Annotated in this window: 25 protein-coding genes; 9 read left to right on the forward strand and 16 right to left on the reverse strand. The window is 71.1% G+C overall.

Going from position 1 to position 23,365, the window contains the following annotated elements; genetic code table 11:
* Positions 1-38: 38 nt before the first annotated feature.
* Positions 39-845 carry a phytanoyl-CoA dioxygenase family protein gene (locus QF037_RS06805; protein WP_307022837.1) on the forward strand — a complete coding sequence of 269 codons (807 nt, stop codon included), beginning with the start codon at positions 39-41 and terminating at the stop codon, positions 843-845.
* Between the two features lie 89 nt (positions 846-934).
* On the opposite strand, the gene QF037_RS06810 is transcribed toward QF037_RS06805, so the two are convergent.
* The 3 genes from QF037_RS06810 to QF037_RS06820 all read right to left on the reverse strand — a co-directional run bounded on the left by QF037_RS06810 (position 935) and on the right by QF037_RS06820 (position 2,971).
* Positions 935-1,903 carry an aldo/keto reductase gene (locus QF037_RS06810; protein WP_307037029.1) on the reverse strand — a complete coding sequence of 323 codons (969 nt, stop codon included), beginning with the start codon at positions 1,901-1,903 and terminating at the stop codon, positions 935-937.
* Between the two features lie 84 nt (positions 1,904-1,987).
* On the reverse strand, positions 1,988-2,503 hold the full coding sequence (locus tag QF037_RS06815; RefSeq protein ID WP_307022839.1) for a flavoprotein: 516 nt from the start codon (positions 2,501-2,503) through the stop codon (positions 1,988-1,990).
* Positions 2,504-2,512: 9 nt separating this feature from the next.
* On the reverse strand, positions 2,513-2,971 hold the full coding sequence (locus tag QF037_RS06820; protein WP_307022841.1) for a nuclear transport factor 2 family protein: 459 nt from the start codon (positions 2,969-2,971) through the stop codon (positions 2,513-2,515).
* Positions 2,972-3,066: 95 nt separating this feature from the next.
* On the opposite strand from QF037_RS06820, the gene QF037_RS06825 reads away from it, so the two are divergent.
* Complete coding sequence (locus tag QF037_RS06825; protein ID WP_307022843.1) at positions 3,067-3,624, forward strand: TetR/AcrR family transcriptional regulator; 558 nt, start codon at positions 3,067-3,069, stop codon at positions 3,622-3,624.
* A gap of 35 nt (positions 3,625-3,659) precedes the next feature.
* Here the strand turns inward: QF037_RS06825 and QF037_RS06830 are convergent, their stop codons facing one another.
* Together QF037_RS06830 and QF037_RS06835 are read right to left on the reverse strand one after the other, a co-directional pair.
* Positions 3,660-3,851 carry a ferredoxin gene (locus tag QF037_RS06830; RefSeq protein ID WP_307022845.1) on the reverse strand — a complete coding sequence of 64 codons (192 nt, stop codon included), beginning with the start codon at positions 3,849-3,851 and terminating at the stop codon, positions 3,660-3,662.
* 12 nt (positions 3,852-3,863) lie between these two features.
* Positions 3,864-5,051, reverse strand: a complete 1,188-nt coding sequence (locus QF037_RS06835; RefSeq protein ID WP_307022847.1) for a cytochrome P450 — start codon at positions 5,049-5,051, stop codon at positions 3,864-3,866.
* Positions 5,052-5,320: 269 nt separating this feature from the next.
* Here QF037_RS06835 and QF037_RS06840 point away from each other — a divergent pair, with 269 nt between their 5' ends.
* The gene (locus tag QF037_RS06840) at positions 5,321-5,950 is read left to right on the forward strand and encodes a LysE family transporter (RefSeq protein ID WP_307037031.1); all 630 of its coding nucleotides are present in this window, start codon (positions 5,321-5,323) and stop codon (positions 5,948-5,950) included.
* Between the two features lie 3 nt (positions 5,951-5,953).
* Here QF037_RS06840 and QF037_RS06845 read toward each other — a convergent pair whose 3' ends face one another.
* The gene (locus QF037_RS06845; RefSeq protein WP_307022849.1) at positions 5,954-6,394 is read right to left on the reverse strand and encodes a nuclear transport factor 2 family protein; all 441 of its coding nucleotides are present in this window, start codon (positions 6,392-6,394) and stop codon (positions 5,954-5,956) included.
* 185 nt (positions 6,395-6,579) lie between these two features.
* Here QF037_RS06845 and QF037_RS06850 point away from each other — a divergent pair, with 185 nt between their 5' ends.
* Positions 6,580-7,029: a nitroreductase family deazaflavin-dependent oxidoreductase gene (locus QF037_RS06850; protein ID WP_307022851.1), complete on the forward strand. Its 450-nt coding sequence runs from the start codon at positions 6,580-6,582 to the stop codon at positions 7,027-7,029.
* A 78-nt stretch (positions 7,030-7,107) separates the two neighbouring features.
* On the opposite strand, the gene QF037_RS06855 is transcribed toward QF037_RS06850, so the two are convergent.
* Positions 7,108-8,028: a cation diffusion facilitator family transporter gene (locus tag QF037_RS06855; protein ID WP_373463946.1), complete on the reverse strand. Its 921-nt coding sequence runs from the start codon at positions 8,026-8,028 to the stop codon at positions 7,108-7,110.
* 145 nt (positions 8,029-8,173) lie between these two features.
* Here QF037_RS06855 and QF037_RS06860 point away from each other — a divergent pair, with 145 nt between their 5' ends.
* Together QF037_RS06860 and QF037_RS06865 are read left to right on the forward strand one after the other, a co-directional pair.
* Complete coding sequence (locus tag QF037_RS06860) at positions 8,174-9,166, forward strand: glutathione S-transferase family protein (RefSeq protein ID WP_307022855.1); 993 nt, start codon at positions 8,174-8,176, stop codon at positions 9,164-9,166.
* 44 nt (positions 9,167-9,210) lie between these two features.
* Positions 9,211-9,513 carry a DUF4235 domain-containing protein gene (locus tag QF037_RS06865; protein WP_307022857.1) on the forward strand — a complete coding sequence of 101 codons (303 nt, stop codon included), beginning with the start codon at positions 9,211-9,213 and terminating at the stop codon, positions 9,511-9,513.
* A 2-nt stretch (positions 9,514-9,515) separates the two neighbouring features.
* On the opposite strand, the gene QF037_RS06870 is transcribed toward QF037_RS06865, so the two are convergent.
* From QF037_RS06870 to QF037_RS06880, 3 genes are all read right to left on the reverse strand, one after another.
* Positions 9,516-9,908 (reverse strand): VOC family protein, encoded by a 393-nt coding sequence (locus QF037_RS06870; protein WP_307022859.1) that lies wholly within the window; start codon positions 9,906-9,908, stop codon positions 9,516-9,518.
* Between the two features lie 79 nt (positions 9,909-9,987).
* Positions 9,988-10,452 carry a pyridoxamine 5'-phosphate oxidase family protein gene (locus QF037_RS06875; RefSeq protein WP_307022861.1) on the reverse strand — a complete coding sequence of 155 codons (465 nt, stop codon included), beginning with the start codon at positions 10,450-10,452 and terminating at the stop codon, positions 9,988-9,990.
* Positions 10,453-10,518: 66 nt separating this feature from the next.
* Positions 10,519-11,226 carry a TetR/AcrR family transcriptional regulator gene (locus tag QF037_RS06880; protein ID WP_307022863.1) on the reverse strand — a complete coding sequence of 236 codons (708 nt, stop codon included), beginning with the start codon at positions 11,224-11,226 and terminating at the stop codon, positions 10,519-10,521.
* A 137-nt stretch (positions 11,227-11,363) separates the two neighbouring features.
* Here QF037_RS06880 and QF037_RS06885 point away from each other — a divergent pair, with 137 nt between their 5' ends.
* The 3 genes from QF037_RS06885 (at position 11,364) to QF037_RS06895 (ending at position 16,539) form a co-directional block, all read left to right on the forward strand.
* On the forward strand, positions 11,364-12,863 hold the full coding sequence (locus QF037_RS06885; RefSeq protein ID WP_307022865.1) for an APC family permease: 1,500 nt from the start codon (positions 11,364-11,366) through the stop codon (positions 12,861-12,863).
* A 152-nt stretch (positions 12,864-13,015) separates the two neighbouring features.
* Positions 13,016-14,656: an amidohydrolase gene (locus QF037_RS06890; protein WP_307022867.1), complete on the forward strand. Its 1,641-nt coding sequence runs from the start codon at positions 13,016-13,018 to the stop codon at positions 14,654-14,656.
* Positions 14,657-14,835: 179 nt separating this feature from the next.
* Positions 14,836-16,539: a hypothetical protein gene (locus tag QF037_RS06895; RefSeq protein ID WP_307022869.1), complete on the forward strand. Its 1,704-nt coding sequence runs from the start codon at positions 14,836-14,838 to the stop codon at positions 16,537-16,539.
* A gap of 73 nt (positions 16,540-16,612) precedes the next feature.
* Here the strand turns inward: QF037_RS06895 and QF037_RS06900 are convergent, their stop codons facing one another.
* The 6 genes from QF037_RS06900 to helR all read right to left on the reverse strand — a co-directional run bounded on the left by QF037_RS06900 (position 16,613) and on the right by helR (position 23,344).
* Entirely contained in the window at positions 16,613-17,863 is a 1,251-nt protein-coding gene (locus tag QF037_RS06900; protein ID WP_307022871.1) for a cytochrome P450, read from the reverse strand.
* Entirely contained in the window at positions 17,860-18,465 is a 606-nt protein-coding gene (locus QF037_RS06905; protein ID WP_307022873.1) for a GTP-binding protein, read from the reverse strand. Before QF037_RS06905 ends, QF037_RS06900 begins: the two co-directional genes overlap by 4 nt.
* Positions 18,446-18,817: a DUF742 domain-containing protein gene (locus QF037_RS06910; protein WP_307022875.1), complete on the reverse strand. Its 372-nt coding sequence runs from the start codon at positions 18,815-18,817 to the stop codon at positions 18,446-18,448. Before QF037_RS06910 ends, QF037_RS06905 begins: the two co-directional genes overlap by 20 nt.
* Complete coding sequence (locus QF037_RS06915) at positions 18,814-19,233, reverse strand: roadblock/LC7 domain-containing protein (RefSeq protein ID WP_046256912.1); 420 nt, start codon at positions 19,231-19,233, stop codon at positions 18,814-18,816. The genes QF037_RS06910 and QF037_RS06915 overlap by 4 nt, the downstream gene beginning before the upstream one ends.
* Entirely contained in the window at positions 19,230-20,885 is a 1,656-nt protein-coding gene (locus QF037_RS06920; RefSeq protein ID WP_307022878.1) for an ATP-binding protein, read from the reverse strand. Before QF037_RS06920 ends, QF037_RS06915 begins: the two co-directional genes overlap by 4 nt.
* 293 nt (positions 20,886-21,178) lie before the next feature.
* Positions 21,179-23,344, reverse strand: a complete 2,166-nt coding sequence (gene helR / locus QF037_RS06925; RefSeq protein ID WP_307022880.1) for an RNA polymerase recycling motor ATPase HelR — start codon at positions 23,342-23,344, stop codon at positions 21,179-21,181.
* Positions 23,345-23,365 lie beyond the last annotated feature (21 nt).

The following is a 23,365-nucleotide window of genomic DNA, read 5'->3' on the forward strand; positions in this document are numbered from 1 at the left end:
CGTGACATGCGGAGGACACCCGAGCGAGGAGTGGACGCATGACCGTCACAGGCAGCACCCCCGTCCTGACCGAGGCCGGACTGCGGCAGTTCCGGGAGGACGGGTTCACCGTCGTACGGGGACTGTTCGGATACGACGAGATCGACCGGCTGTGCGGCGAGTTCGCGGCGCTGCACGCGGCCGGGGCGGTGCCGGGGCACTTCGAACCGCGGGGCGGCACGGATCCGCTGGGTGTGTACCCGCGGGTGATGCAGCCGCACGAGATCAACGCGCGCGCCCGGGACGTGCTGCTCGACGCGCGGTTGCGGGAGGTCCTGGAGACGCTGTTCGACGAGGAGGTGCTGGCCGCGCAGAGCATGTTCTACTTCAAGCCGCCGGGGGCACGGGGGCAGGCGCTGCACCAGGACAACTTCTATCTGCGGGTCGAGCCGGGGACGTGTGTCGCGGCGTGGGTGGCGTGCGATGTCATCGACCGGGAGAACGGGGGGCTCGAAGTCGTGCCCGGAACGCACCGGATGGACCTGTTCTGCCCCGAGGAGGCGGACGAGGGGGTGTCGTTCGCGCGCGAGTACGTGCCGCCGCCGGCGGGACTGGCGGCGGTGCCGGTCGACATGGCGCCGGGGGATGTTCTGTTCTTCAACGGGAGCCTGGTGCACGGGTCGCAGCCGAATCGCAGTGACGGGCGTTTTCGGCGGTCGTTCATCGGCCACTACGTGGGGCGGTCGGCCGAGCGGATCGGGGGGTACTACCGGACGCTGTCGATGCGGGGTGACCGCGTCGCTTTGGCGGAGAGTGAGGGTGCGGGCCCTTGCGGTACGGAGTTCGCACCGCAGGGGCCGCACTAGGTCATATCGCGGCTGCGGGTCGTGTGGGCTGGTCGCGCCCACGCGGCGGTAGCCGCACATCGTTACAGCCCCGCGCCCCTTGGGTGCGTTCAGTGGCCGGAGATCGGACGGGCCGTGTAGGGGCTCTCCAGTTCCTCTATCTCCTTCTCGCTCAGTTCCAGTTCCACCGCCGCCACCGCGTCCTCGATGTGGTGCGGTTTGGCGGCGCCCACGATCGGTGCCGCCACCGTGTTCTGGTGCAGGAGCCAGGAGAGGGCCACCTGGGCGCGGGGGACGCCTCGGTCGGTCGCGATGCGGGTGACCGCCTCGACGATGGTGCGGTCGCCCTCCAGGTAGAGGCGGCCGCCGAAGTTGTCGCCCGCGCTGCGTTCGGTGACGGTGCCCCAGTCGCGGGTCAGCCGACCGCGGGCGAGGGGGCTCCAGGGCAGCGCGCTCACACCCTGATCCGCGCACAGGGGCAGCATCTCGCGCTCCTCCTCGCGGTAGAGGAGGTTGTAGTGGTTCTGCATGGACACGAATGTGGTCCAGCCGTGCCGCTCGGCCGTGTACTGCATCTTGGAGAATTGCCAGGCGTACATCGAACTCGCCCCGATGTAGCGCACCTTGCCCGCCTTGACCAGGTCGTGCAGGGCCTCCATCGTCTCCTCGACGGGGGTGTGGGGGTCGTAGCGGTGGATCTGGTAGAGGTCGACGTAGTCGGTGCCGAGACGGCTCAGACTGTGGTCGATCTCCGCCATGATCGCCTTACGGGACAGTCCGGCGGCGTTCGGCCCCGTGCGCATCGGGCCGTTCACCTTGGTCGCCAGGACGATCTCGTCACGGTTCGCGAAGTCCCGCAGCGCCCTGCCGACGATCTCCTCGCTGGTGCCGTCGGAGTACACGTTGGCCGTGTCGAAGAAGTTGATGCCGGCTTCCAGCGCCTGGCGGATCAGCGGCCTCGACGCCTCCTCGTCGAGGGTCCACTCGTGGACGCCGCGGTCGGGCAGGCCGTAGGTCATGCACCCCAGACAGATCCGCGACACGTCCAGGCCGGTCGAACCGAGCTTCACGTACTGCATCGTTGCTGCTCCCGCCTTCCGGATGGTCATGAAGGGGAGCGTACGACGTGAGGTGCGCGCGGGGCCCGGGCGTCAGCCGACGGCTCACCGTCTGAGCAGATCCAGCGCCTGCTTCCACGGGAACTCCGCTCCCGGCTCCCCCGCGAAGGGCGGGCCGAACCGCACGCCCATCCCCCGCAGCCGTATCAGGCTGTCCCGGTAGGCGGGATGGGCGGCCAACGCGTCGGCCACGCACGGCAGTACGGCGATGGGGACGCCGAGGCCCGACGCCTCGCACAGGGTGCCCACGGCGAGGGTGTCGCCCAGTCCCGCCGCCCATTTGTTGACGGTGTTGAAGGTGGCGGGCGCGACCACCACGGCGTCCGGCGGCGGGAAGGGGCGCGGGCCGGCGGGGCTGCGCCAGGCGGAGCGGATCGGACGGCCGGCCTGGGCCTCGACGGCGGCGGTGTCGAAGAAGCCGTTCATCGCGACGGGGGTGGCGATGACTCCGACCTCCCAGCCCTCTTCCTGGGCGGCGGTGATGAGTTCGCCGACGCCCGCGGCGATCCCGGCGGCGCAGACGACGACGTAGAGGAAGGGTTTCTCGGCCTGTTCGGTCACCCGCCGACCCTACTGAAGCGGGAAGGTCTCCCCGCGCTCGGTCTCGGGCCGCGGTCCGAGGACGCGGCGGTCCTTCTCCTCGATCGGTACGTCGTTGATGCTGGCCTCGCGCCGGGTCATCAGCCCGTGGTCGTCGAACTCCCAGAGCTCGTTGCCGTACGCGCGCCACCACTGGCCCTCGGCGTCCCGGCACTCGTACTGGAAGCGGACGGCGATGCGGTTGCCGTCGAAGGCCCACAGGTCCTTGCGCAGTGCGTAGTCCCGCTCGCGCGCCCACTTCGCGGTGAGGAACTCGACGATCTCCGCGCGGCCGGTGACGAAGGTGTCGCGGTTGCGCCACACCGAGTCCTCGGAGTACGCGAGCGCAACCTTGTGCGGGTCCCGGGTGTTCCAGGCGTCCTCGGCGGCCTGCACCTTCCGCGCCGCGCTCTCACGGGTGAAGGGCGGCAGGGGTGGACGGTCGGTCATGTCATCCTCCGTGGCCGAAAAGGGAGAACGTGCGTTCTCCCGCATGGCTGCTACCGTAGGAGAACGCACGTTCTCACGTCAAGGAGTGACCCGGCATGGACAGCGCGACCGCCCGGGAGCAGGCACTGGACGCCGCCGAGGAGCTGTTCTACGGCCGGGGCATCCAGTCCGTCGGCATGGACGACATCCGCGGCGCGTCGGGGGTCTCGCTCAAGCGGCTGTACCAACTCTTCCCCGCGAAGGAGCAGTTGGTGGAGGCGTACCTGGAACGCCGTGACGTGCGGTGGCGGGGGCGGCTCGCGCGGTACGTGGAGCGCGCCGAGGACCGCCGGGAACGGGTCCTCGCCGTCTTCGACTGGCTGGAGCGGTGGTTCGGGGAGGACGGGTTCCGCGGGTGCGCGTGGATCAATTCCTACGGAGAACTGGGCGCGACGTCGAGCCGGGTGACGGCCCAGGTGCGGGCGCACAAAGGGGCGTTCCGCGCCTACCTCGCCGCTCTCGTGGCGGACGCCGGGCTCCCGGACGCCCTGACAGGCCAGCTGTTCCTGCTGGCCGAGGGGGCGATGGTCACGGCCGGCATCACCCGGAGCACCGAGCCGGCCAGGGAGGCGCGGGAGGCGGCCCGGTCACTGATGGACCTCGCCCGGCCGTGACGGTCGCCTCCGCGGGGATCCCCCGTTGCGGGTGATCAGTCGGACGTCGTGATGGCCCCGACGGGGCAGGCCCTGGCCGCCTCGCGCACCATCGGGTCGCCGGCGCCGTCCTCCCGGCCGGGCAGCAGTTCGCTGAATCCGTCGTCGTCCTGGGTGAACACGCCCGGGGCGGCCAGGGCGCACTGGCCGGCCCCGATGCAGACGTCCTTGTCGATGTCGATGTGCATGGGCGGAGCCTCTTACCAGGTCACGGGGAGTTCCAGCATCCCCTGGATGGTGTCGCCGGGCTTGAAGGGGATCTCGTCCGCCGGGGCGGCCAGGCGCAGCGTGGGCAGCCGCTCCAGGAGGGTGCGCAGGGCGATCTCCATCTCCGCGCGGGCCAGGTTCTGCCCCAGGCACTGGTGGATGCCGAAGCCGAACCCGATGTGATGGCGGGCGGAACGGTGCCAGTCGAGGCTGTCCGGTGCGGGATAGACGTTCTCGTCGCGGTTGATGACCGAGGTCGAGAACACCACTCCGTCGCCGGACCGGATCGTCACCCCGTCGAGTTCGATGTCCTCGACCGCCATGCGCAGGAGGCCGTCCGCGATCGACAGCAGTCGCATCAACTCCTCGACAGCGGCGGGCAGGAGAGCCGGATCGGCCCGCAACTCGGTCAGCCGGTCGCGGTGTTGCAGGAGGGTGTAGGTGCCGAGCGAGATCATGTTCGCGGTGGTCTCGTGCCCGGCGACGAGCAGGATGGTCGCCAGGGCGATCAGTTCCCCCCGGTCCACGGCGCCCTCGTGGACGAGTTCGTCCAGCACGCCGTCGCCGGGCTCGCGGTCCCGCCGCTTGCGGTCGATCAGCTCCTCGAAGTACGCGTCCAGCCGGTCGCGCGCGTCCCGGGTGTCGGCGGCCGTCGGTCCGCGCAGCAGCCGGCGCGACTGCCCCTCGAAGAAGTCGTGATCGGCGTACGGGACACCGAGGAGGGCGCAGATCACCGTCGAGGGCACGGGCAGTGCGAAGGCACTCACCAGCTCGGCGGGCGGCCCCTGTTCGATCATCGCGTCGAGTCGCTCGTCCACGATCCGCTGGATCTGCGGACGCAGTCCCGCGGCGCGTTTGAGCGTGAAGCTGGGGATCATCCTGCGGCGCTGGGCCTGGTGTTCGGGATCGTCGTAGCCCAGCAGCGCGGCCTTCCGGTCCTTGACCGCCGCGAAGCGTTCGGTGGGGGCCGGGAAGTCGGGGTGGGTGCGGTCGGTGGACAGCCGCCGGTCGGCGAGCAGGTCGCGGGCGAGTGCGTGTCCGGTCACCAACCAGGCGGGACGGCCGTCGTAGAGCCGGATCCGGGTCAGTGGGCGGGAAGCGCGCAGAGGGGCGTAGGCGGCGGGCGGGTGGTAGGGGCACGTCCGGTCCTGGGGGAAGGCGACGGGTTCCGTTTCCGTCATGGAAGACCTCGCAGACGAAGGGTGCCTTGCACGTCCTCTCATTGGATGCCCCAGGCATCTAGTTGTGGGACGGCAAGTTCGGCCAGATCCCCCGGATGCGCGATCTGGCCGGGGATCGCCCTCGTAATTCGGTTGTCGCCGGCCCCCGACCGCCCGCAGACTCCGGCCATGCCCACCTTCGATGTCCTTCTGCCGCTGACCGCCGCCGTTCCTCCGGTGCGGTTCCAGCAGCAGTCCGGCCGACCGTGGGGACCGACGCTTCCCACGTCGTGACCGCCGCGCTCGTCGCGGGGCTGCTCGCGGGATACGGCATCGCCGTGCCCGTCGGCGCGGTCGCGACCTACCTCGTCTCCCTCACCGCCCGTACCTCGCTGCGCACCGGGGTCTGTGCCGCTCTCGGCGTCGCGACCGCCGACGGGCTCTACGCCCTGCTGGCCACGGTCGGGGGCGCCGCCCTCGCCGCCGCCCTGCGCCCGGCGCTCGGGCCGCTGCGCTGGGCCTCCGCCCTGCTGCTGCTCGCGTTGGCGGTACGGGGTGCGGTCATCGCCGTACGGCAGTACCGCGGCCGTCGGCTCACCACGCGCACCGACCCGGCTCCCCCGAGCCCCGCGCGGGCGTATCTGGCGCTGCTCGGGATCACCCTGCTCAACCCGACCACCGTGATCTACTTCGCGGCCCTGGTCCTCGGCACCCCCACCACCGACGCGGTCCGCCCCCTGGAACAGGGCGTGTTCGTCGCGGCGGCCTTCCTCGCCTCCGCGAGCTGGCAGCTGCTGCTGGCCGGGGGTGGCGCACTGCTCGGCAGGGTGCTGACCGGCAGACGGGGGCGGCTGGTGACGGCCGTGGTCTCGAGCGGCGTGATCATGGGGCTGGCCGTGCGGATGATGCTGCCGTCGTGACCGTCACGCTGCGAAGGCGCGGGCGACGGCGAGGCTGTCCTCGTAGACATGGTGACGGACGATCAGCCCGTCCTCGACGGTCAGGTGCAGGGCGAACCTGGCGCGATAGGGACGCCCCGTCGCCCGGGCGGTCTGCCGGATCTCGCCGAGGACCACCGCGTCGGCGCCGTCGACGAGGATGCGCTCGATCTCGGTGGCCGCCTGAGCCGGGAGGTGATGGGTCGCCAGTTCGCGGTAGTGGGCGGCGGCGTCCGCCCGGCTGGAGCGGGGCCGGATCCACGGGGTGGCGGGGCTGCCGTGCTCGTCCTGCGGCCAGTTCAGCTTCCAGTCGCCCTGATCGGCGTAGAGCTCGGCGATCCGCTCCGGGTCGCCCGCGCCGATGCGCCGCAGCAGTTCCTCGGTCACGGCACGGGTCGTCGTCGCGGTGGTGGCGGTGGTGGTCATCGGTGTTCCTCTCCTTCGTCCGGGTCTCACTGTGCCCGCGGGGACCGGCCGTGCGCGATTACCTCCGAGGTCATGAAGCCCGATCGAACCCGAATCTCCGGAACGGATGAATCCCCGGGGCTCCGGTGTTGAGGCACGATGGCAGTCAGCAAGCCGTAGGACACGACGACGATGGGACGGATGCCATGCCTCTCGAGGGCGAGTACGAACCCAGTCCTACCGGGTGGGTGCGCGAGCAGGTGGAGCTGTACGAAAGCTCCGGCGGCACCAAGGGCACCACTCTGCAGGACACGGGAATGCCCGTCATCATCCTCACCACCCTGGGTGCCAGGAGCGGCAAGATCCGCAAGACTCCGCTGATGCGGGTCGAGCACGACGGGCGGTACGCCGCCGTCGCCTCCCTGGGCGGGGCACCCAAGCACCCGGTCTGGTACCACAACGTCAAGGCCGATCCCCGGGTGGAGCTCCAGGACGGGCCGGAGAAGCGGGACATGACCGCCCGCGAGGTCACCGGCGCCGAGAAGGCCGAGTGGTGGGAGCGCGCGGTGGCGGCCTATCCGCCGTACGCCGACTACCAGAAGAACACGGACCGGGAGATCCCGGTCTTCGTGCTCGAACCGGCCGACACGGACTGATCCGGACGTGCGTCCCCGCCCTCGGACAAAAATCTTGCGCGGGTACGCATGAAGCTCCACCCGCCGGGCACCTGAGCCTCAGGCCCCGCCGCGTTCCCCCGTCGCGGCGGGGCTTTCTCGTGCCTCCCGGGCGGGCCGGTCGGTGATGTCCAGGAAGATCTGGTCCGTCTCGGGGAAGGTCGCGGCGACCGACCGCTTGATACGGACGGCGACCTCCTCGACCCGTTCGCTGTCGAGCCCCGGCATCAGGTCGACCCGGGCGGCCACCAGGCAGGACTCCAGCCCCGTCTGCATCGTGAACAGCGCTTCCACGCTGTCGATCTCGGGCTGCGCGGCCAGCAGGGACCGGATCCGGTCGCTGGTCCGCGGGTCGGCGGCGGCGCCGATCAGCTGGTCGCGTGCGTCGCGGCCGAGCCGGTAGGCGACGAAGACGAGCAGCGCCCCGATCGCCAGCGACGCGGACGCCTCCCACACGACCTCACCGGTGATCATGTGCAGGGCCATGCCCGCCATGGCGAGAGTGACGCCGAGCACCGCCGTGCCGTCCTCGGCGATCACCGTGCGCAGGGCCGGGTCGCGCAGGCCGCCCCCGGTGCCGCCCTGCCGGTGCACCTGATACAGGGCCCGCACCAGGGAGGCGCCTTCGGCGAGGAGGGCGACCCCGAGCACGATCAGGCCCGCGACGTAGCCGCTGAGCTCCTCCTCGGCGCCGCCGCGCAGGGCCTCGAAGCCCTGGAAGAAGGAGAAGCAGCCGCCCATGACGAAGATGCCGACGGCGGCGAGCAGCGACCAGAAGTAGCGCTCCTTGCCGTAGCCGAAGGGGTGGCGCCGGTCGGCGGGGCGGCGGCTGCGGCGCAGCGCGGCGAGGAGGAAGACCTCGTTGAGGCTGTCGGCCACGGAGTGGGCCGCCTCCGACAGCAGGGCCGGCGAGTGCGCGATCAGGCCGCCGACGGCCTTGGCGACCGCGATCACCAGGTTGGCGAGCAGCGCGACCAGCACGGTGACCCGTGTCCGCCGGTCGGCCTTGGTTGCGGAGTTTTCGGTGGATGTCCCGCTCACCTTCGCCGACTGCCCCCGGCAGGGCGGCTCACACGCCGAAATCTGGGAACGCGGTGGGAGGAGTGCCCGCAAGGCAGGAGGCAGCATGAGCGGCAACCGCGCGTACGGCAGCAAGACGTTCAAGCGGTCCAAGGCCCATTTCACCGACCGCGTCACCGCGGACGGCCGTGACGGATGGCCCGTGGAGGCGGGCCGCTACCGGCTGGTCGTCAGCCGGGCCTGTCCGTGGGCGAGCCGGTCCCTGGTGGCGCGGCGGCTGCTCGGTCTGGAGGACGCCCTGTCACTGGCCGTCGCGGACCCGATCCAGGACGACCGCAGCTGGCGCTTCACCCTCGATCCGGACGACCGCGACCCGGTCCTCGGCATCCGCTTCCTGAGCGAGGCCTACGACCGGCGTGAGCCCGGCCACCCCGGCGGGGTGAGCGTGCCCGCGATCGTGGACGTGCCGAGCGGCAAGCTGGTCACCAACGACTACCAGCAGATCACCCTGGACCTCGCCACCGAGTGGACGGCCCTGCACCGCGACGGTGCTCCGGACCTGTACCCGAGGGCGCTGCGCGACGAGATCGACAGCGTGATGGCGGACGTCTACGAGGACGTGAACAACGGTGTGTACCGGGCGGGGTTCGCCACGGAACAGAAGGAGTACGAGGAAGCCTGCGCGGGCGTCTTCAGGCGCCTGGAGCTGCTGACGCCGCGGCTGGCCCGGCAGCGCTATCTGGTCGGTGACACGATCACGGAGGCGGACATCCGGCTGTTCACCACGCTGGTCCGTTTCGACGCCGTCTATCACGGTCACTTCAAGTGCAACCGCTGGAAGCTGACGGAGAACCAGGTGTTGTGGGGTTACGTCCGCGACCTCTACCAGACGCCGGGCTTCGGTGACACGGTCGACTTCGACCACATCAAACGGCACTACTACCAGGTGCACTCCGGAATCAACCCGACCGGCATCGTGCCGCTCGGGCCGGACACGGAGGGCTGGCTGACCGCGCATCACCGCGAGGAGTTGGGCGGCCGGCCGTTCGGCGACGGGACACCGCCGGACCCGGTGCCGGACGACACTGACCGGCCCTGACCGGCACTGACCGGCACTGACCGACACGAACGCAGGAGACATACATGGCCAAGAAGAAGAAGTTGAAGCTCCCCCTCTTCTACAAGCCCGTCGGGTTCGCGCTGGGCTGGTCGAGCGGTGCGCTGGCGGGCCTCGCCTTCCAGAAGACGTGGAAGGCGATACGCCACGAGGACGACGCTCCCGACGCGCTGGACCGGGATCGGGGCTGGGGAGAGATCCTGGTGGCCGCGGCCGTCCAGGGCGCCATCTTCGCGGTGGTGCGCAGCGCGGTGGACCGCACGGGAGCGAAGGCCATCGAGCGGTCCACCGGGGTCTGGCCGACCGACGACAAGGGCGGCCGGGACTGACGTCAGCCTGATTTGGGCGCCGTCGGCGGGACACAGCGCAGGGTGAAGGAGTGTCCCGCCGGGTCGGCGTACCCGCGCTCCTCATGCGGGCCGGAGGCGTCCTTCGTTTCCAGGGGCCGCCCGCCGAGCCCGACGATCTTGCGCTCGGCCTCGTCCAGGTCCTCGACGACGAAGTCGAGGTGGACCTGGAGGGAGTTCTCGGGGCGCGGCCAGCTCGGCGGCGTCGCGTTCATGTCCCGGCGGAACGCCAGCCGGGTCCCTCCGGCGCCCAGGATCTCCACGCGGTTGGCGCTCTCGTGGGTCTCCTCGGCCTCCAGCAGTTCCTTGTAGAACCCGGCGAGCTTCTCCGGTTCGGCGCAGTCGAGCACCACGAGGCCTGCTTTGACCAGTGCCATGTCTCCTCCGAACGGTCCGGGGCGCGAAACGTTCCTGTCCCGCCGCCCTCCACCTCCCGGATATCCCGAACCGCCCGGTTCAGTCGGCGACCAGCCACTTGCCGTCCCGCATCAGCTCGCGTCCGGCGAGCTCGTTGACCTCGCGCCAGGCCTGCACCCTGGTCGGCCGGACCCTGAAGTACAGGTAGGGCGTGGCGAGTTCCCGCGGCTCGAAGCCGGTGGCGGCCGCGAAGCGGTCGGCTTCCTCCTCACCCAGCTCGGCGGCGGTGAACGTCTCGACCGTCCCCTCGATCATCACGACGTCCCGGGTCGGCCCGAGGCCGAGGCGGGTCCTGCCCGTCGCCTTCAGGTTCCGGCCGGTGGGACTGGTGGCCGGAGTGGCCAGGAGCAGGGTCGAACCGTCCCAGCAGAAGGACAGCGGCACGAGGAACGGCACTCCCCCTTCGGCGTTCGCGGTGGCGACCCACACGTCCTCGTCGTGCTCCAGGCGGTTCAGGGTGTCCTGCTTGCGCTGCTCGGCGGGGCGCGCGGGCGGGTTCGTCATGGGTGAACGCTCTCCTGTCGGGGCGGTGTTGACGGACGTACCCAGTGTGGCTCGAGGGGCCTCGCGCTAGTCGCCGATCTCCGCGAGTCGGGCCGCCGCCGCGCTCAGCAGCATGTCCAGTGCGGCCGGGTAGGAGCTGCGCGGCATGTCGGTCACGAGGTGGCGGGCGGTCGCGGCGATGTGCGGGTGGGTGTCGGGGGGCAGCTTGGCGTACGTCGTCCGCCACACGGTCGCTTCCGCGTCCCGGGCCGGCTTCGGCAGCGCGGTGCTCGCCGAGTCGAGGGCGGCGAAGGCGAGGGACTGGTCGACGAAGGCGTGGTAGATCCGCACCGCGTCGGCGTCGGGGAAGCCCGCGTCGCGCAGCACGCCGAGGATGGTCTCCACCGCCTGGATCTCGTGACCGCGGCCGGTGACCCGGTGCGAGCTGAGCACCGCCGCGCGGGGGTGGGCGAGCGCGCCCGCGTGCATACGCAGGCCGAGGTCGCGCAGGTCGGCGCGCCAGTCGCCGGTCGGGCGCCAGATGCGCAGGGTCCGGCCGATGAGTTCGTCGGCGACGGCGAGCATCAGGTCGTCGGTGTGCCGGAAGTAGCGGTACAGCGAGCTGGGGTCGGCGCCGAGGGCGTGGCCGAGGCGGCGCACCGAGAGGGCGTCGGCGCCGTGCTCCTCGATCAGCCTGAGCGCCGTCTCGACGATCAGCTCCTCGGACAGGACGACGCCCTGTTTGGTGGGGCGCCTTCGCCGCCGGGCGGTGGGCGGGACGACGCGGTCGCTCATGGGTGCCTCCGTGGGCCGTGGTCGCCGGCTCGTGGCCGCACCTTATGACAACACCGTTGACCTGTTAAGCCCCGGGACAGTTTCATGTCGGCTCACCGGGGCCTGTCAGGCCCCCCGGTGCGAGCGGAGAACCGGCCATGCCCGACCACGCCCCCTCCACAGGGCCCACCCTGCGCAAGTCCCTCGGCGTCCTCGACGGCGTCGCCATCGCCGCCTCCAGCACGGCCGCGACCACCAGCATCGGCATCGGGCTCGGTGTCACGGCCGGGGTCGTCGGACTGCATCTGCCGGCGATCATGCTGCTGGCGTTCCTGCCGGTCCTCGGTATCGCCGGCGCCTACTCCCGGCTCAACCGTGTCGAGCCCAACGCGGGCAACGGCTATGTGTGGGTGGGCCGTTCGCTCAGCCCCTGGCTCGGCTTCATGGTCGGCTGGGTGAACATCGTGGCGACGGTGGCCTTCCTCGCCTACACCACCGCCGTCACCGGCTCGGCACTGATCCAACTGGCGGGCGACGCCGGACTGCACCGCCTGGGCGGCCTCGCACTGGACCCGGGTTCGACCGCGCAGACGACCGCGCTGGGCGTGTTCGTCCTGGTCGCGGTCACCCTGACCGCCGTCACGGGGGTGCGGACGGCCGCCCGGCTGCAGGGCGGACTGCTGGTCTTCGAGTACGTCGTCCTGCTGGGCTTCTGCGGATACGGCATCGTCACCGGCCCGCACCCCTTCAGCCTGAGCTGGTTCGACCCGTTCGCGATCCCGTCGGCGACCGCGCTGGCCCAGGGCATGCTGCTGTCGGTGTTCTGCTACTGGGGCTTCGAGAGCGCGTTCAGTGTGTCGGAGGAGGTGCGCGACCCACGGGACGCGTCCCGCGCCGGCCTCACCACCCTGGGGACCATGCTGGTGCTGTTCCTGCTCGGTTCGGTCGCTTTCCAACGGGTGCTGTCCGAACAGGAGTTGGCTGGGCACGGGGCCGAGGGGCTGGCGTACTTCGGCGACCGGCTCGCCTCGCAGCCGCTGGCCGCGCTGCCCCTGGTGGCGCTCATGTTCTCGGCGGTGGCCTCGCTTCAGGCCGGGGTGATCCCGACGGCTCGGGGGATGTTCGCGATGAGCCGGGACCGTACCCTCGGCCCGGTGTGGTCCAAGGTCAGCTCCCGGTACGGCACTCCGGCCACCGGGACCGTGCTGATCGGCGCCCTGGCGGCGGGGGTCGCGGCCCTCGCCCTGGTCATCCCGCGGCTCGCGGACATGATCATGGCGACGGTGAGCGCGGTCGGCATCGTGGTCGCCCTGTCGTACGCCCTGACGGCCCTCGCGGCGGCGGTGCGCTTCCGCTCGCTGCTGCGCGAGGACTGGAAGCAGGGCGTCCGGGCCGTGGTGCTGCCCACCCTGAGCGCGCTGGCCCTGCTCGGCCTCGGCGGCTATCTCGGCTGGTCCTTCTACACCTCCACCGATCACTTCGAACTCAGCGCGGACAACGGCTGGTTCCTGCTCAGCACTCCCCTGGCGATGATCGCGTCGGGCTTCGTGGCCGCCGCGTGGGCCAGGTGGGTGCGGCGCTCGCCGTACTTCCGTACGGGCTCAGGTACGGATGCGGATGCGCCGCAGCTGCTGAGCACTTCGCTGGAGGCGCGGTGACTCGTCTGCGGGCCGGTGGGGGCTTGCCGCGCCCACGCGGCGGAGCCGCATATCGATACAGCCCAGCGCCCCTGCAAGGGCGCTGCCGTACCCGGCATCGGACTCCGCCCGGTCCGCTCGGTCACACCCAACCGACCTCACAGGAACGGAACATGCACGCAGACCTCATCTTCACCGGCGGCCCCGTCCTCACCCCCGAGGGCCGCACCGCGACCGCCGTGGCCGTCACCGGCGACCGCATCACCGCCGTAGGACACGACGAAGTCCTGGAGCTCAGCGGGCCCCGCACCGAAGTGGTCGATCTGGCGGGGCGGTTGCTGCTGCCCGGCTTCCAGGACGCGCACATCCACCCGGTCCCGGCCGGCCTCGAACTCACCCAGTGCGACCTGACCCGGGCAAAGACGGCGAAGGAGACCGTGGCCGCCGTGCGCGCGTACGCCTCCGCGCATCCGGAGCGGGAGTGGATCACCGGCGGCGGCTGGTCGATGGAGGCCTTCGAGGGCGGTACGCCGACGAAGGAACTGCTGGACTCCGTCGTCCCCGACCGGCCGGTCTATCTGCCCAACCGGGACCATCACGGCGCCTGGGTCAACAGCCGCGCCCTCGAACTCGCCGGCATCACGCGGGACACGCCCGATCCCGCCGACGGACGGATCGAGCGGGACGCCTCGGGCTCGGGCGAGCCGAGCGGCACGCTCCAGGAAGGCGCGATGCAGCTCGTCGGGCGCCTCACTCCCCAGGCCACACCGGCCGACCGGCTCGCCGCCCTGCTGCACGCCCAGCGCCATCTGCACTCCCTCGGCATCACGGCCTGGCAGGACGCGCTCGTCGGAACCTTCCTCGGCATGGACGACCCCTCCGACGCGTATCTGACGGCCGCCCGGGACGGTTCGCTCACCGCGCGTGTCGTCGGCTCCCTGTGGTGGGACCGCGAGCGCGGGGCCGAGCAGATCCCCGAACTCGTGGAGCTGCGGGCCGCGTTGAGCCACGGCCGGTTCCGGGTGGGCACGGTCAAGCTGATGCTGGACGGGGTCGCCGAGACCGGGACGGCCGCGCTGCTCGACCCGTATCTGGACAAGTGCGGCTGCGCCACCGCCAACCGGGGCACGAGCTTCATCGACCCCGCACAACTGCCCAAGTACGTCACCGAGTTGGACGCCCTCGGCTTCCAGTGCCATTTCCACGCCCTGGGCGACCGGGCCGTACGCGACGCCCTGGACGCGATCGAGGCCGCCCGCACCACCAACGGACCGAGCGACACCCGCCCCCACCTGGCACACCTTCAGGTCGTGCACCCCGACGACGTGCCGCGTTTCGCCCGGCTCGGCGCCACCGCCAACATCCAGCCCCTGTGGGCGGCCCACGAACCCCAGATGGACGAGCTCACCATTCCCTTCCTGGGTCCCGAACGGGCCTCGTGGCAGTACCCGTTCGGCGCGCTGCTGCGCTCCGGTGCCCGGCTCGCCGCGGGCAGCGACTGGCCGGTCAGCAGCCCCGATCCGCTGGAGGGGATCCATGTCGCGGTCAACCGCGTGGCCCCGGACGGCGAAGGCGCTCGGGTGTTCCTGCCCGCCGAACGCATCGGTCTCACCGAGGCGTTGACCGCCTACACCGCGGGCTCGGCGTATGTGAACCACCTCGACGAATCCGGCCGGGTGCGGGCGGGGGCGCTGGCGGATCTGGTGGTCCTGGACCGGGACCCGTTCGATCGTCCGCTTGAGGAGGTCGCGGGGACGAGGGTGGCGCTCACCTTTGTGGGAGGGGTGGGAGTGTACGCAGCTCAAGAGGCCTGAGCAGTAACGGAGATCACCGCCGGGTCATGGCGTAGATCATTTACTCTCTGGGGAGCCTCGTTCCGCTTCTCGGTTCAACTTCCGTACCGGGAGGCCCAGTTCGAGCGCGTGGGCGGTTCCCCTGCCGCCCACGTCCGCAGGGGCGGGGGCTCTGCGCGCCGTCTCCCGAAAGGAACCGCATGCCTCAGGACGCCACCCTCGGTCTCCCCTTCGACACCCCCGCCCAGGTCCGGTCCGCGGAGGCGGGCGACACCCTGGCCCGCCTCCTGGAGAAGTGGATCAAGGGGAGTACGGAACAGTCCCGGAAGTCCCAGAACGCCGCACGGCAGCGGCTCGACGCACTCGGGTCCCGCCACTTGGGCACCACGCTCCACCTGGAGGGAGCCCTCCAGCAGGCGCAGCCCGCGTTCCTTCCGCCCGACGAGGAGGGCCACCTCAGGCTGAGGCGCCTCGACACCGGCCTGCGCGTGATCGAAGCGGCCTTCCCCCAGGTCGGCACCGACATCGAACTCTGCCGACTGACCTGCGCGATGCTGGAAGGGGCCTGGCGGAGCCGGGCGCTCACCCCGCCGCGCGAGGAGGAGCGGACGGCCGTCTGCACCTGCCCGCTGTGCCGTCGGATACCCACGCCCCCCGCCCGCACGCTGGACGACTACCGCTGGCGGCAGAGCGCCGGCCGGCCCCTCACCGTGAAGACCTGGCCACACCGCCGGGAACTCGACAGCGTCCTCACCGGTGGCTGGTCCTGGACCCGGCAGCTGAACGACCTCGAACGAGACCTCGGCCACCGCCACCGCTTCGAGGACGACATCCTCGTCTTCCACGAGTACAAACGCGTGATCGACACCATCGACACCACGCGCCTCACCCGACACGTCGAAGGCCGCCTGGCCGAGAACTTCAGCACCAACAGCGCACGAGCCCTGGTCAGCGGAGTCTTCTCGGCCCACAAACGATCCGTCGACGAGTACTGGCTCCAGCAGCACGCCTTGGGCCGCGTCACGCTCCCCCAGACCAACCCACTGACCCAGAGCGCCTACTCGGTCCTGCAGATGCTGGACTGCCTGTTCTGGCACGTCGCACCCGACAGCGAACTCTGGCAGGAGGAGAACCTCGCCTCCCTGCTGCTGTGCCGCGTCATCGACGACATGACCGACGTACGGGCCGACGCCCTCACCGGCGAGATCAGCAACTTCTGGCTCGCCGACATGCCCGCCCACACCAAGGCCCTCTACGCGGCCTGCGCCATCGCCCTCGTCAAGTACGGCTGCATGCCCGAGGCGCATGAACCGATGTGGAACACCTGGCTGATGACCACCACCATCGTCTGGATGGGACTCACCGGCCGCCACGCCCTGTGGTTCGACGGCATCACCCAGGGCCTCCCCCCGGCCGAGGCGTGCCCCCTGTGCGACCTGCAGCCCAACGCGTGCACCGGCATCCTCACCGACGGCACCACCCTCACCCTGGCCCCGCGGCCCACCGCACCGGCACTGAGCACCCGGACCGCCGAGCTCTCCGCACGCTGCCGAGACCGGTACCCCGGTACCTGGCCCCTCTTCGACGCCGAGCTCCATGCCTTCGAAGCGCTGCACGGCCCCTGGTACGGCGACGTCGACAGCACCTGGGAGATCTTGCGCCGCACCTACATCGCCGCCGTGGAGGCATCCAGAGCAGCACCGTCCACGGCCCGCGCCCGTGAAGTCCAGCAGGACTCCGGCGTGGTCGGATCGGAGAGGTTCCACACCCTGCACGACCCTCGGACCGGGAGGGAGGACACCGCACTGCTCGCCTACATGTTCGCCGGCGCCCACCCGCATTTCCTCTGGAACGCCACCGGATACCGTCCCACCGGCGTCGAGGGCGACTGGCTCGACGGCTGACGCCTCGATCCTGTTCCTCCAGACGCGGTACTGCCCGGCCGGAAACCGGCCGGGCAGCGGTCCCCGGTGGGCCCTAGACGGCGAACTCGACCGGCAGACTGTCCAGCCGGAACTCCCAAGTGGAGGCGGTCGAGCTGAGCTCCTCCGGCGCCACGGCCAGGCACAGGCCCGTCAGCCGGTGCAGCAGGACGTTCACGCCGACCTCGATGATGGACTGGCCGATGCTCTGCCCGGGGCACTCGTGCGGACCGGCGCTGAAGGCCAGGTGCGACTGGTTGCCCTGGACCGCCACGCCCTCGTCGGGCCGGATCTCGGGGTCGGCGTTGCCCGGGGCGAGGCCGAGGAGCAGCAGGTCGCCCTCCTGGATGCCGTGCCCGCCGAGCTCCAGCTCAGTGGTGGCGAACCGCCCCGGCAGGACGGCCAGCGGTGGGCTGTTCCACATGACCTCCTCCACCACGGCGGACACGTTCAGCTGACCGCTGATCAGCCCGGACAGCCGCGCCGTGTCCGTCAGGACCAGCTGCAGCACCCGGGCCAGCAGGTTGCTGGTCGTGGTGTGGGCGGCGATCAGCACCAACCGCAGATGGCTGACGACCTCGTCCTCGTCCAGCGCCGCCGGATGCTCCAGCAGGGCGGTGGTGAAGTCAGCGCCCGGTTCGGACCGCTTGCGCCGGGCGAGTTCGCCCAGGATCTGCATGATGCGCTCGTTGTGCACGAGGGCGCCCTCGCCGCCCTTGAAGACCTGGGCGCACGACTCGATCAGGCGGAGCCCGTCCGCCTTGGGCAGCCCCAGGATCCGGGTGAGCACGAGCATCGGCAGGTGCTCGGCGTAGTCGGCCACCAGGTCGGCGCGCCCGGCGGCGGCGAACATGTCGATCTGTCTGTTCGCGAAGTACGTGGCATGCCGCCGGATGCCACGGCTCGAGGCGGCCAGCAGTCCGTCGGTGACCGCGCCGCGCAGCCTGCGGTGCGGCTCTCCGTCCTGGGAGACACAGTCGGGCCGCCAGCCCAGCATCGGCACCAGCGGAGAGGTCTCCGCTATCCGGCCCTCCCGCCAGTCCCGCCAGATGCGGGCGTCCCGGCTGAACTGACGAGGGTTGTCCAGCACCCGCCGGTTGTCGCGGTAACCGAGCACCAGCCAGGCGGGGACATCGCCCTCCAGCAGCACCGGTGCGACGGAGCCGTGCTCCTTGCGCAGCCGCTCGTAGACGGCCTGCGGGTCGGTGGCCGTGTCCGGACCGTACAGCCGCGTGAGTTCTGCCCCGCCGTGCGCGACGGGGCACCCGCGGGGCGCGTCGGGACCGGGTGGAGTCTGCTCGTTCATCGGGGCTCCAGGGCGACGGCGAAGCGGTCCTTCACATGACGTATCAGGGCGACCAGGACATCACGGCTGGAGCCCCGGTCCCGGGCGTCGCAGGCCACGACCGGGATGTGCGGGGGGATGTCCAGGGCGTCCCGGATCTCCTCGACCGGATAGTGCCGGGAGTCCGGGAAGACGTTCAGGGCGACGACGAAGGGGACGTTCTGCCGCTCCATCTCCTCGATCGCCCGGAAGCTGGAGGACAGACGCCGGGTGTCGACCAGGACGACCGCGCCGAGCGCTCCCTTGAACAGGCCGTTCCACAGGAACCAGAACCGCTCCTGGCCCGGGGTGCCGAACAGGTACAGCATCAGGCTGTCGTTGAGGCGGATCTTGCCGAAGTCCAGGCTGACGGTGGTCTCCGTCTTGTCGGCGACCCCGACGAGGCGGTCGTCGCCGGCGCTGGCCTCGGTGAGGGTCTCCTCGGTGGTCAGTGGCCTGATGTCGCTCACCGAGCCGACCAGCGTGGTCTTCCCGGTGCCGAAGCCACCGGCGATCATCACCTTGACCGAGCGGGTCTCCCCGTCGTCCGGCCGGCCGAGCCGGTCAAAGCCGTTCAAGTCCACTGAGTACCTCCTCAAGGAGCGCGAGGTCGGGCCCGCGACGGGCGTCGTGCGCCGGGACGGGGTCACGGGCTTCCACGCGGTCCGCCTCGAGCAGGTCCGTCAGCAGCACCGCGAGAATGTTGAAGGGCAGTCCCAGGTGGGCGCCGAGTTCCGCCACCGACAGCGGCTCGCGGCAGCGCCGGAGGATCTCCTCGTGTTCGTGCTGCAGCCCCGGAACAGGGGCGGTGCGGGAGACGATGAGGGTCGCCACGTCAAGGCTCGACGCCAACCCGGCCGGCCCGCTGCGTCCCCCGGTGAGGACGTAGTAACGCTCGAGACCGGACGGGTCCGTGGGCCCGGAACGAGCACTCATCCAGAGTGCTCCTCCAGGCGCGGAGAGGTGCCGAGGAGCTCGCCCATCCTGCGGGCCAGGTCCCTCATCTGGTGCCCGAGCAGTCCCTGGTCGAGGCCTTCACGGGCGAGCACACCGAGATACGTCTCCACCCCCGCGCGGACAACGAAGAGGTGACCGCCGTCGACCTCGATCATCGCCAGCCGCAACTGTCCCCGCTGTCCGCCGGGCCGGACGAACTGCTCCGCGACCGGCTGGGCCAGCGCCTGCAGACCCGCCACCACCGCCGCGAAGCGGTCCACGTCGTCGGGGTCCTCGGCGCCGAAGGAGGTGATGGCCTTGCCGTCGCTGGAGGCCACCAGGGCGAAGCGGATCTCCGGGATGGACTCCACGAGGTCCCGGAGCGCCCAGCTCACGTCGGTTCCCTGTTGCGTCATGTGGACTTGTCGCTCTCTTCAGTGCGGTGCTCGGTGGACTCGCGGCCGTCGGGCCGGCCGGCCGCCTCCTGGGACTCCCGTCCGGCGGTGGCGAACGCGGCGAGGCCGACGAACGACGCGTCCGGAGGGACGGCGAAGACGCCCGCCCCCGTGGTCGCCTCGGTGCGCTCGGCCGTCGGCTGCCGCTGTTCCTCACCGCGCCTGCTGCGGCGCCGGGGCAGTCCGCCCGGTGTGGTGTCCGCCGCTTCCTCGGCCGGTGCCTGCGGGGCCGCTGCCCTGGCGGGGGCGGCGGGCTGCGCCACCGGTGCCGCCGCGGGCAGCGGGCTGAAGTACTTGTGCGGGACCACGACGACCACCGAGGTGCCGAGCCAGGGCGAGTCCGCGAAGGTGACGCGGATGCCGTAGCGGCGGGCCAGGATGCCGACGACCCTGAGGCCGATGGTGGCGTCCTCGGTGATGCCGCCGAGACCCGGTCCGGCCCCGGTGCCGGTCAGCGCCTGCTCGGCCTCGAGCTTCTTCTGCTCGCTCAGCCCCTTGCCGGAGTCCTGGATCTCGATGCCGACGCCGTTGGGCACTTCCTTGCCGGAGACGATCACCGGTTCGGTGGGCGGCGAGTAGCGGGCCGCGTTGTCCAGGAGGTGCGCGAAGATCAGCGTGAGGTGGTCCACCAGACCGCCGTCGACGCCGAGTTCGGGCAGATGGCGTACGTCGACCCGCTGGAACTCCTTGATCCGGCCGATGCCGCCGCGGACCACACTGAGCAGCCGCTGGGGCTCCTGCCACTGCCGGCCGGGCCGGTCCGAGCCGCCCAGCACACCGATGCTGGCGGCGAGACAGTCGGCGGGGCCGATCTCCTGGTCCAGCTCCATCAGACCGCGTGCCACGGAGGGCAGTCGGCCGTGCTCGCCCTGCATCTCGTGCAGACGGCCACGGAGCTTGCTGGTCAGCACATGGATACGGTTGCCGATGCTGATCACGGCCTGCTCGGCGGAGGTCGAGCGGTCGAACTCCCGCTCGACACCGATCAGCGAGGTCCTCATGACCTTGCGGAGCTCGGCCTGGAGCTCGGCGCTCACCTTGGCGCACTGTTCGGTGGCCGGCAGCAGATCGTCGATGGCGTCGCCGGCCCGCAACTGCGCGAGCGCCTGCGGGAGTTGCTCGTCGGCGAGCCGGGCGACCGCGGACAGCTGGTGCGCCAGCTGCTCCTCCCAGATCTCGGCCCGGTCGGCGAGCTGGGACTCGTACGAGGCCGCCTGGTCGGTCAGCCGCTGCTCGTAGGCACGCGCCTGCTCGGCGAGCTGGGACTCATAGACGGCGGACTGCTCGGCCAGCCGGTGGTCCTGGGCGGTGTACTCGGCGGCGAACTTCCGCTCCAGGGCGGCCACATGCTGCTGCCACTGCTGGGAGTGCTCGGCCTGCGAGGTGCGGAAGGATCCCTCGGCCCGCCGCAACTCCTCGCGGGTGCGGACCAGGAGGCGGACGCACACGGAGCTCGCCGCCGTCGCCGCGGCCCCGGCGACGGCCGCGGTGATGCCCTCCGAGCTCATGAACGTGGCGGCAACCGTCCCGCCTCCCAAGGCCAGCGGCATCAGCCACCAGCCGTACCAGGCGACAGGGGCCCGCGCCGCCGGTGGCGGAGTGGCGAGTTCCATCTGCATCCTTCGAAGCAACACAATCGAACAACGGGGGGGTGTGCAAGGGGAATCGCACCGAGTGGGACGCGTCGCGCGACGACCGATGGTGAGCTGGTCAACTCGCGGCGTCAGAGGGGAGCTTATCGGGTTTGGACCCGAAAAGATCAACCTCACGACCCGGGCGGAGGTGAGGGTTCCGTCACGCTCAGCCAGCAACCACACATCGACAAATGCCCATACTGACCAGCACAGTTGTGAATCGGACGGGGGTCGGCGGCGCCGCGCCCTCCGGAGGAGGGCGCGGCAGCGGGTCAGCCGGTGAGGACGACGAGCTGCTGGGTGGCCCGGGTCATCGCCACGTAGTGGTCGACCGCACCCTCGACGCCCTGGCCGAACTTCTCCGGGTCGACCAGGACGACCAGGTCGAACTCGAGCCCCTTCGACAGCTCCGGGGTCAGCGACCGCACCCTCGACGTCGCGCGGAACGCGGGGTCCCCGATGACACAGGCGATGCCGTCGGCGTGCGCGGCGAGCCAGGTGTCCAGGACCGACTCCAGCTCCGTGACCGCTCCGTGGACGACCGGGACACCGCTGCTGCGGATGGAGGTCGGCACGTTGGCGTCCGGGAGCGCGGCCCGGATGACCGGCTCGGCCTCCGCCATGATCTCCTCCGGCGTCCGGTAGTTGATGCTCAGGGAGGCCATCTCGATCCGGTCGAGCCCGACCCGCTCCAGCCGTTCCTGCCACGACTCCGTGAACCCGTGCCTGGCCTGCGCGCGGTCCCCGACGATGGTGAAACTCCGCGACGGGCACCGCAGCAGCAGCATCTGCCACTCGGCGTCGGTCAGCTCCTGGGCCTCGTCCACGACGATGTGCGCGAACGGGCCCGCGAGCAGGTCCGGGTCGGCGACGGCCAGTTCGGACTCGTCGACCAGGCTGACCTTGGCGTCCTCGCCGCGCAACATCGTCACCAGGCCTTCGCCGTCGTCCCCGTCGGCGCCCGAGTTGGAGACGGCCTCGATCAGCGTGTCGACGACCCGCGTCATCTGCTCCCGCTGGGCGGCGAGGGCGGCCTTGTGCCGGACCTGGCGCCGGGCCGTCTCCGGGTCGCCGAGCCGCTGCCGGGCCGCGTCCAGGAGCGGCAGGTCGGACACCGTCCAGGCCTGGGCCTCCGCGCGCTGGAGCGTGCGCACCTCGTCGGGGGTGAGCCAGGGGGCACACATCCGCAGGTAGGCGGGTACCGTCCACAGGTCTCCGACGAGGTCGGTCGCTTCGAGCAGCGGCCAGGCGCGGTCGAAGGCGGTGCGCAGCTCCCTGTTCTGCCGCAGCGACTTGCGCAGCAGATCGGGCGACACGTCGCCCTCGTGCTTGTCCATCAGGATGGTGAGCAGTTCCTCCCAGACCTGGTCGCGCGCCTCGTTGTGCGCGGTGCCGGGTTCCGCCGCGTCGAAGGCCACCGCCCACTCACCGGCGCTCAGCGGGATGTCGGACCAGTGGGTGGTGACCGTCATCCCCTTGGCGGGCGGCTCCTCGTAGAACCTGACGGCCTTCTCGATCGCCCCCACCAGTGCCGCGGACGACTTCAGCCGGGCCACCTCCGGGTCGGCCTCGATGCCAGCTGCGGCTCCTTCGGCGACGAGGTCCCGCAGGATGCAGGTCTGCACGCCCTCCTCGCCGAGGCTCGGCAGGACGTCCGAGACGTACGACAGATACGGCCGGTGCGGGCCGACGAAGAGCACGCCGCCGCGACGGTGACCGAGGCGGGGGTCGGAGTGGAGGAGGTAGGCGGAGCGGTGCAGGGCGACGACGGTCTTGCCGGTGCCCGGACCGCCGTCGACGACGAGTGCGCCGCGCGAGCTCGCGCGGATGATGGCGTCCTGGTCGGCCTGGATGGTGCCCAGGACGTCCCGCATCCGGGGCGAGCGGTTGCTGCCCAGGCTGGCGATGAAGGCGGACTGGTCGTCGAGCGCGGCGTGGTGCTCCAGCCCGTCGGCCGTGAACACCTCGTCCCAGTAGTCGCTGATCCGGCCGCCGGTCCAGCGGTACCTGCGGCGGCTGGTCAGCCCCATCGGGTTGCCGTGGGTGGCGCCGAAGAACGGCTCGGCGGCGGGCGAGCGCCAGTCGACCAGCAGTCGGCGGCCGGAGCTGTCGGTCAGGCCCAGCCGTCCGATGTAGAGGGGCTCGGGGTCGTCGGCGGAGACCATGTGTCCCAGGCACAGGTCGAGCCCGAACCGGCGCAGGGTGCGCAGGCGGGCGGTCAGCCGGTGGATCTCGGTGTCCCGGTCCATCGCGTGCCGGCCCATGCCGCCGGGTGCCCTGCGCGCGGCGTCGAGTTGCCCGGAAACCTCGGCGATGGACTGCTCGAGGCACTCGGCGAGGGCCGCGAAGTGCTGCTCGTCGCCGGCGATCAGCGCCGGGTCGGCCTTGGACGAGAGACGGTCGGGGAGGTCGAACGCGCTGGTGGGCAGGGTGTTCAAGTAATCAGCTCCGATATGAGG

This window comes from Streptomyces canus (assembly GCF_030815415.1).
Classification (GTDB): Bacteria; Actinomycetota; Actinomycetes; order Streptomycetales; family Streptomycetaceae; genus Streptomyces; species Streptomyces canus_F.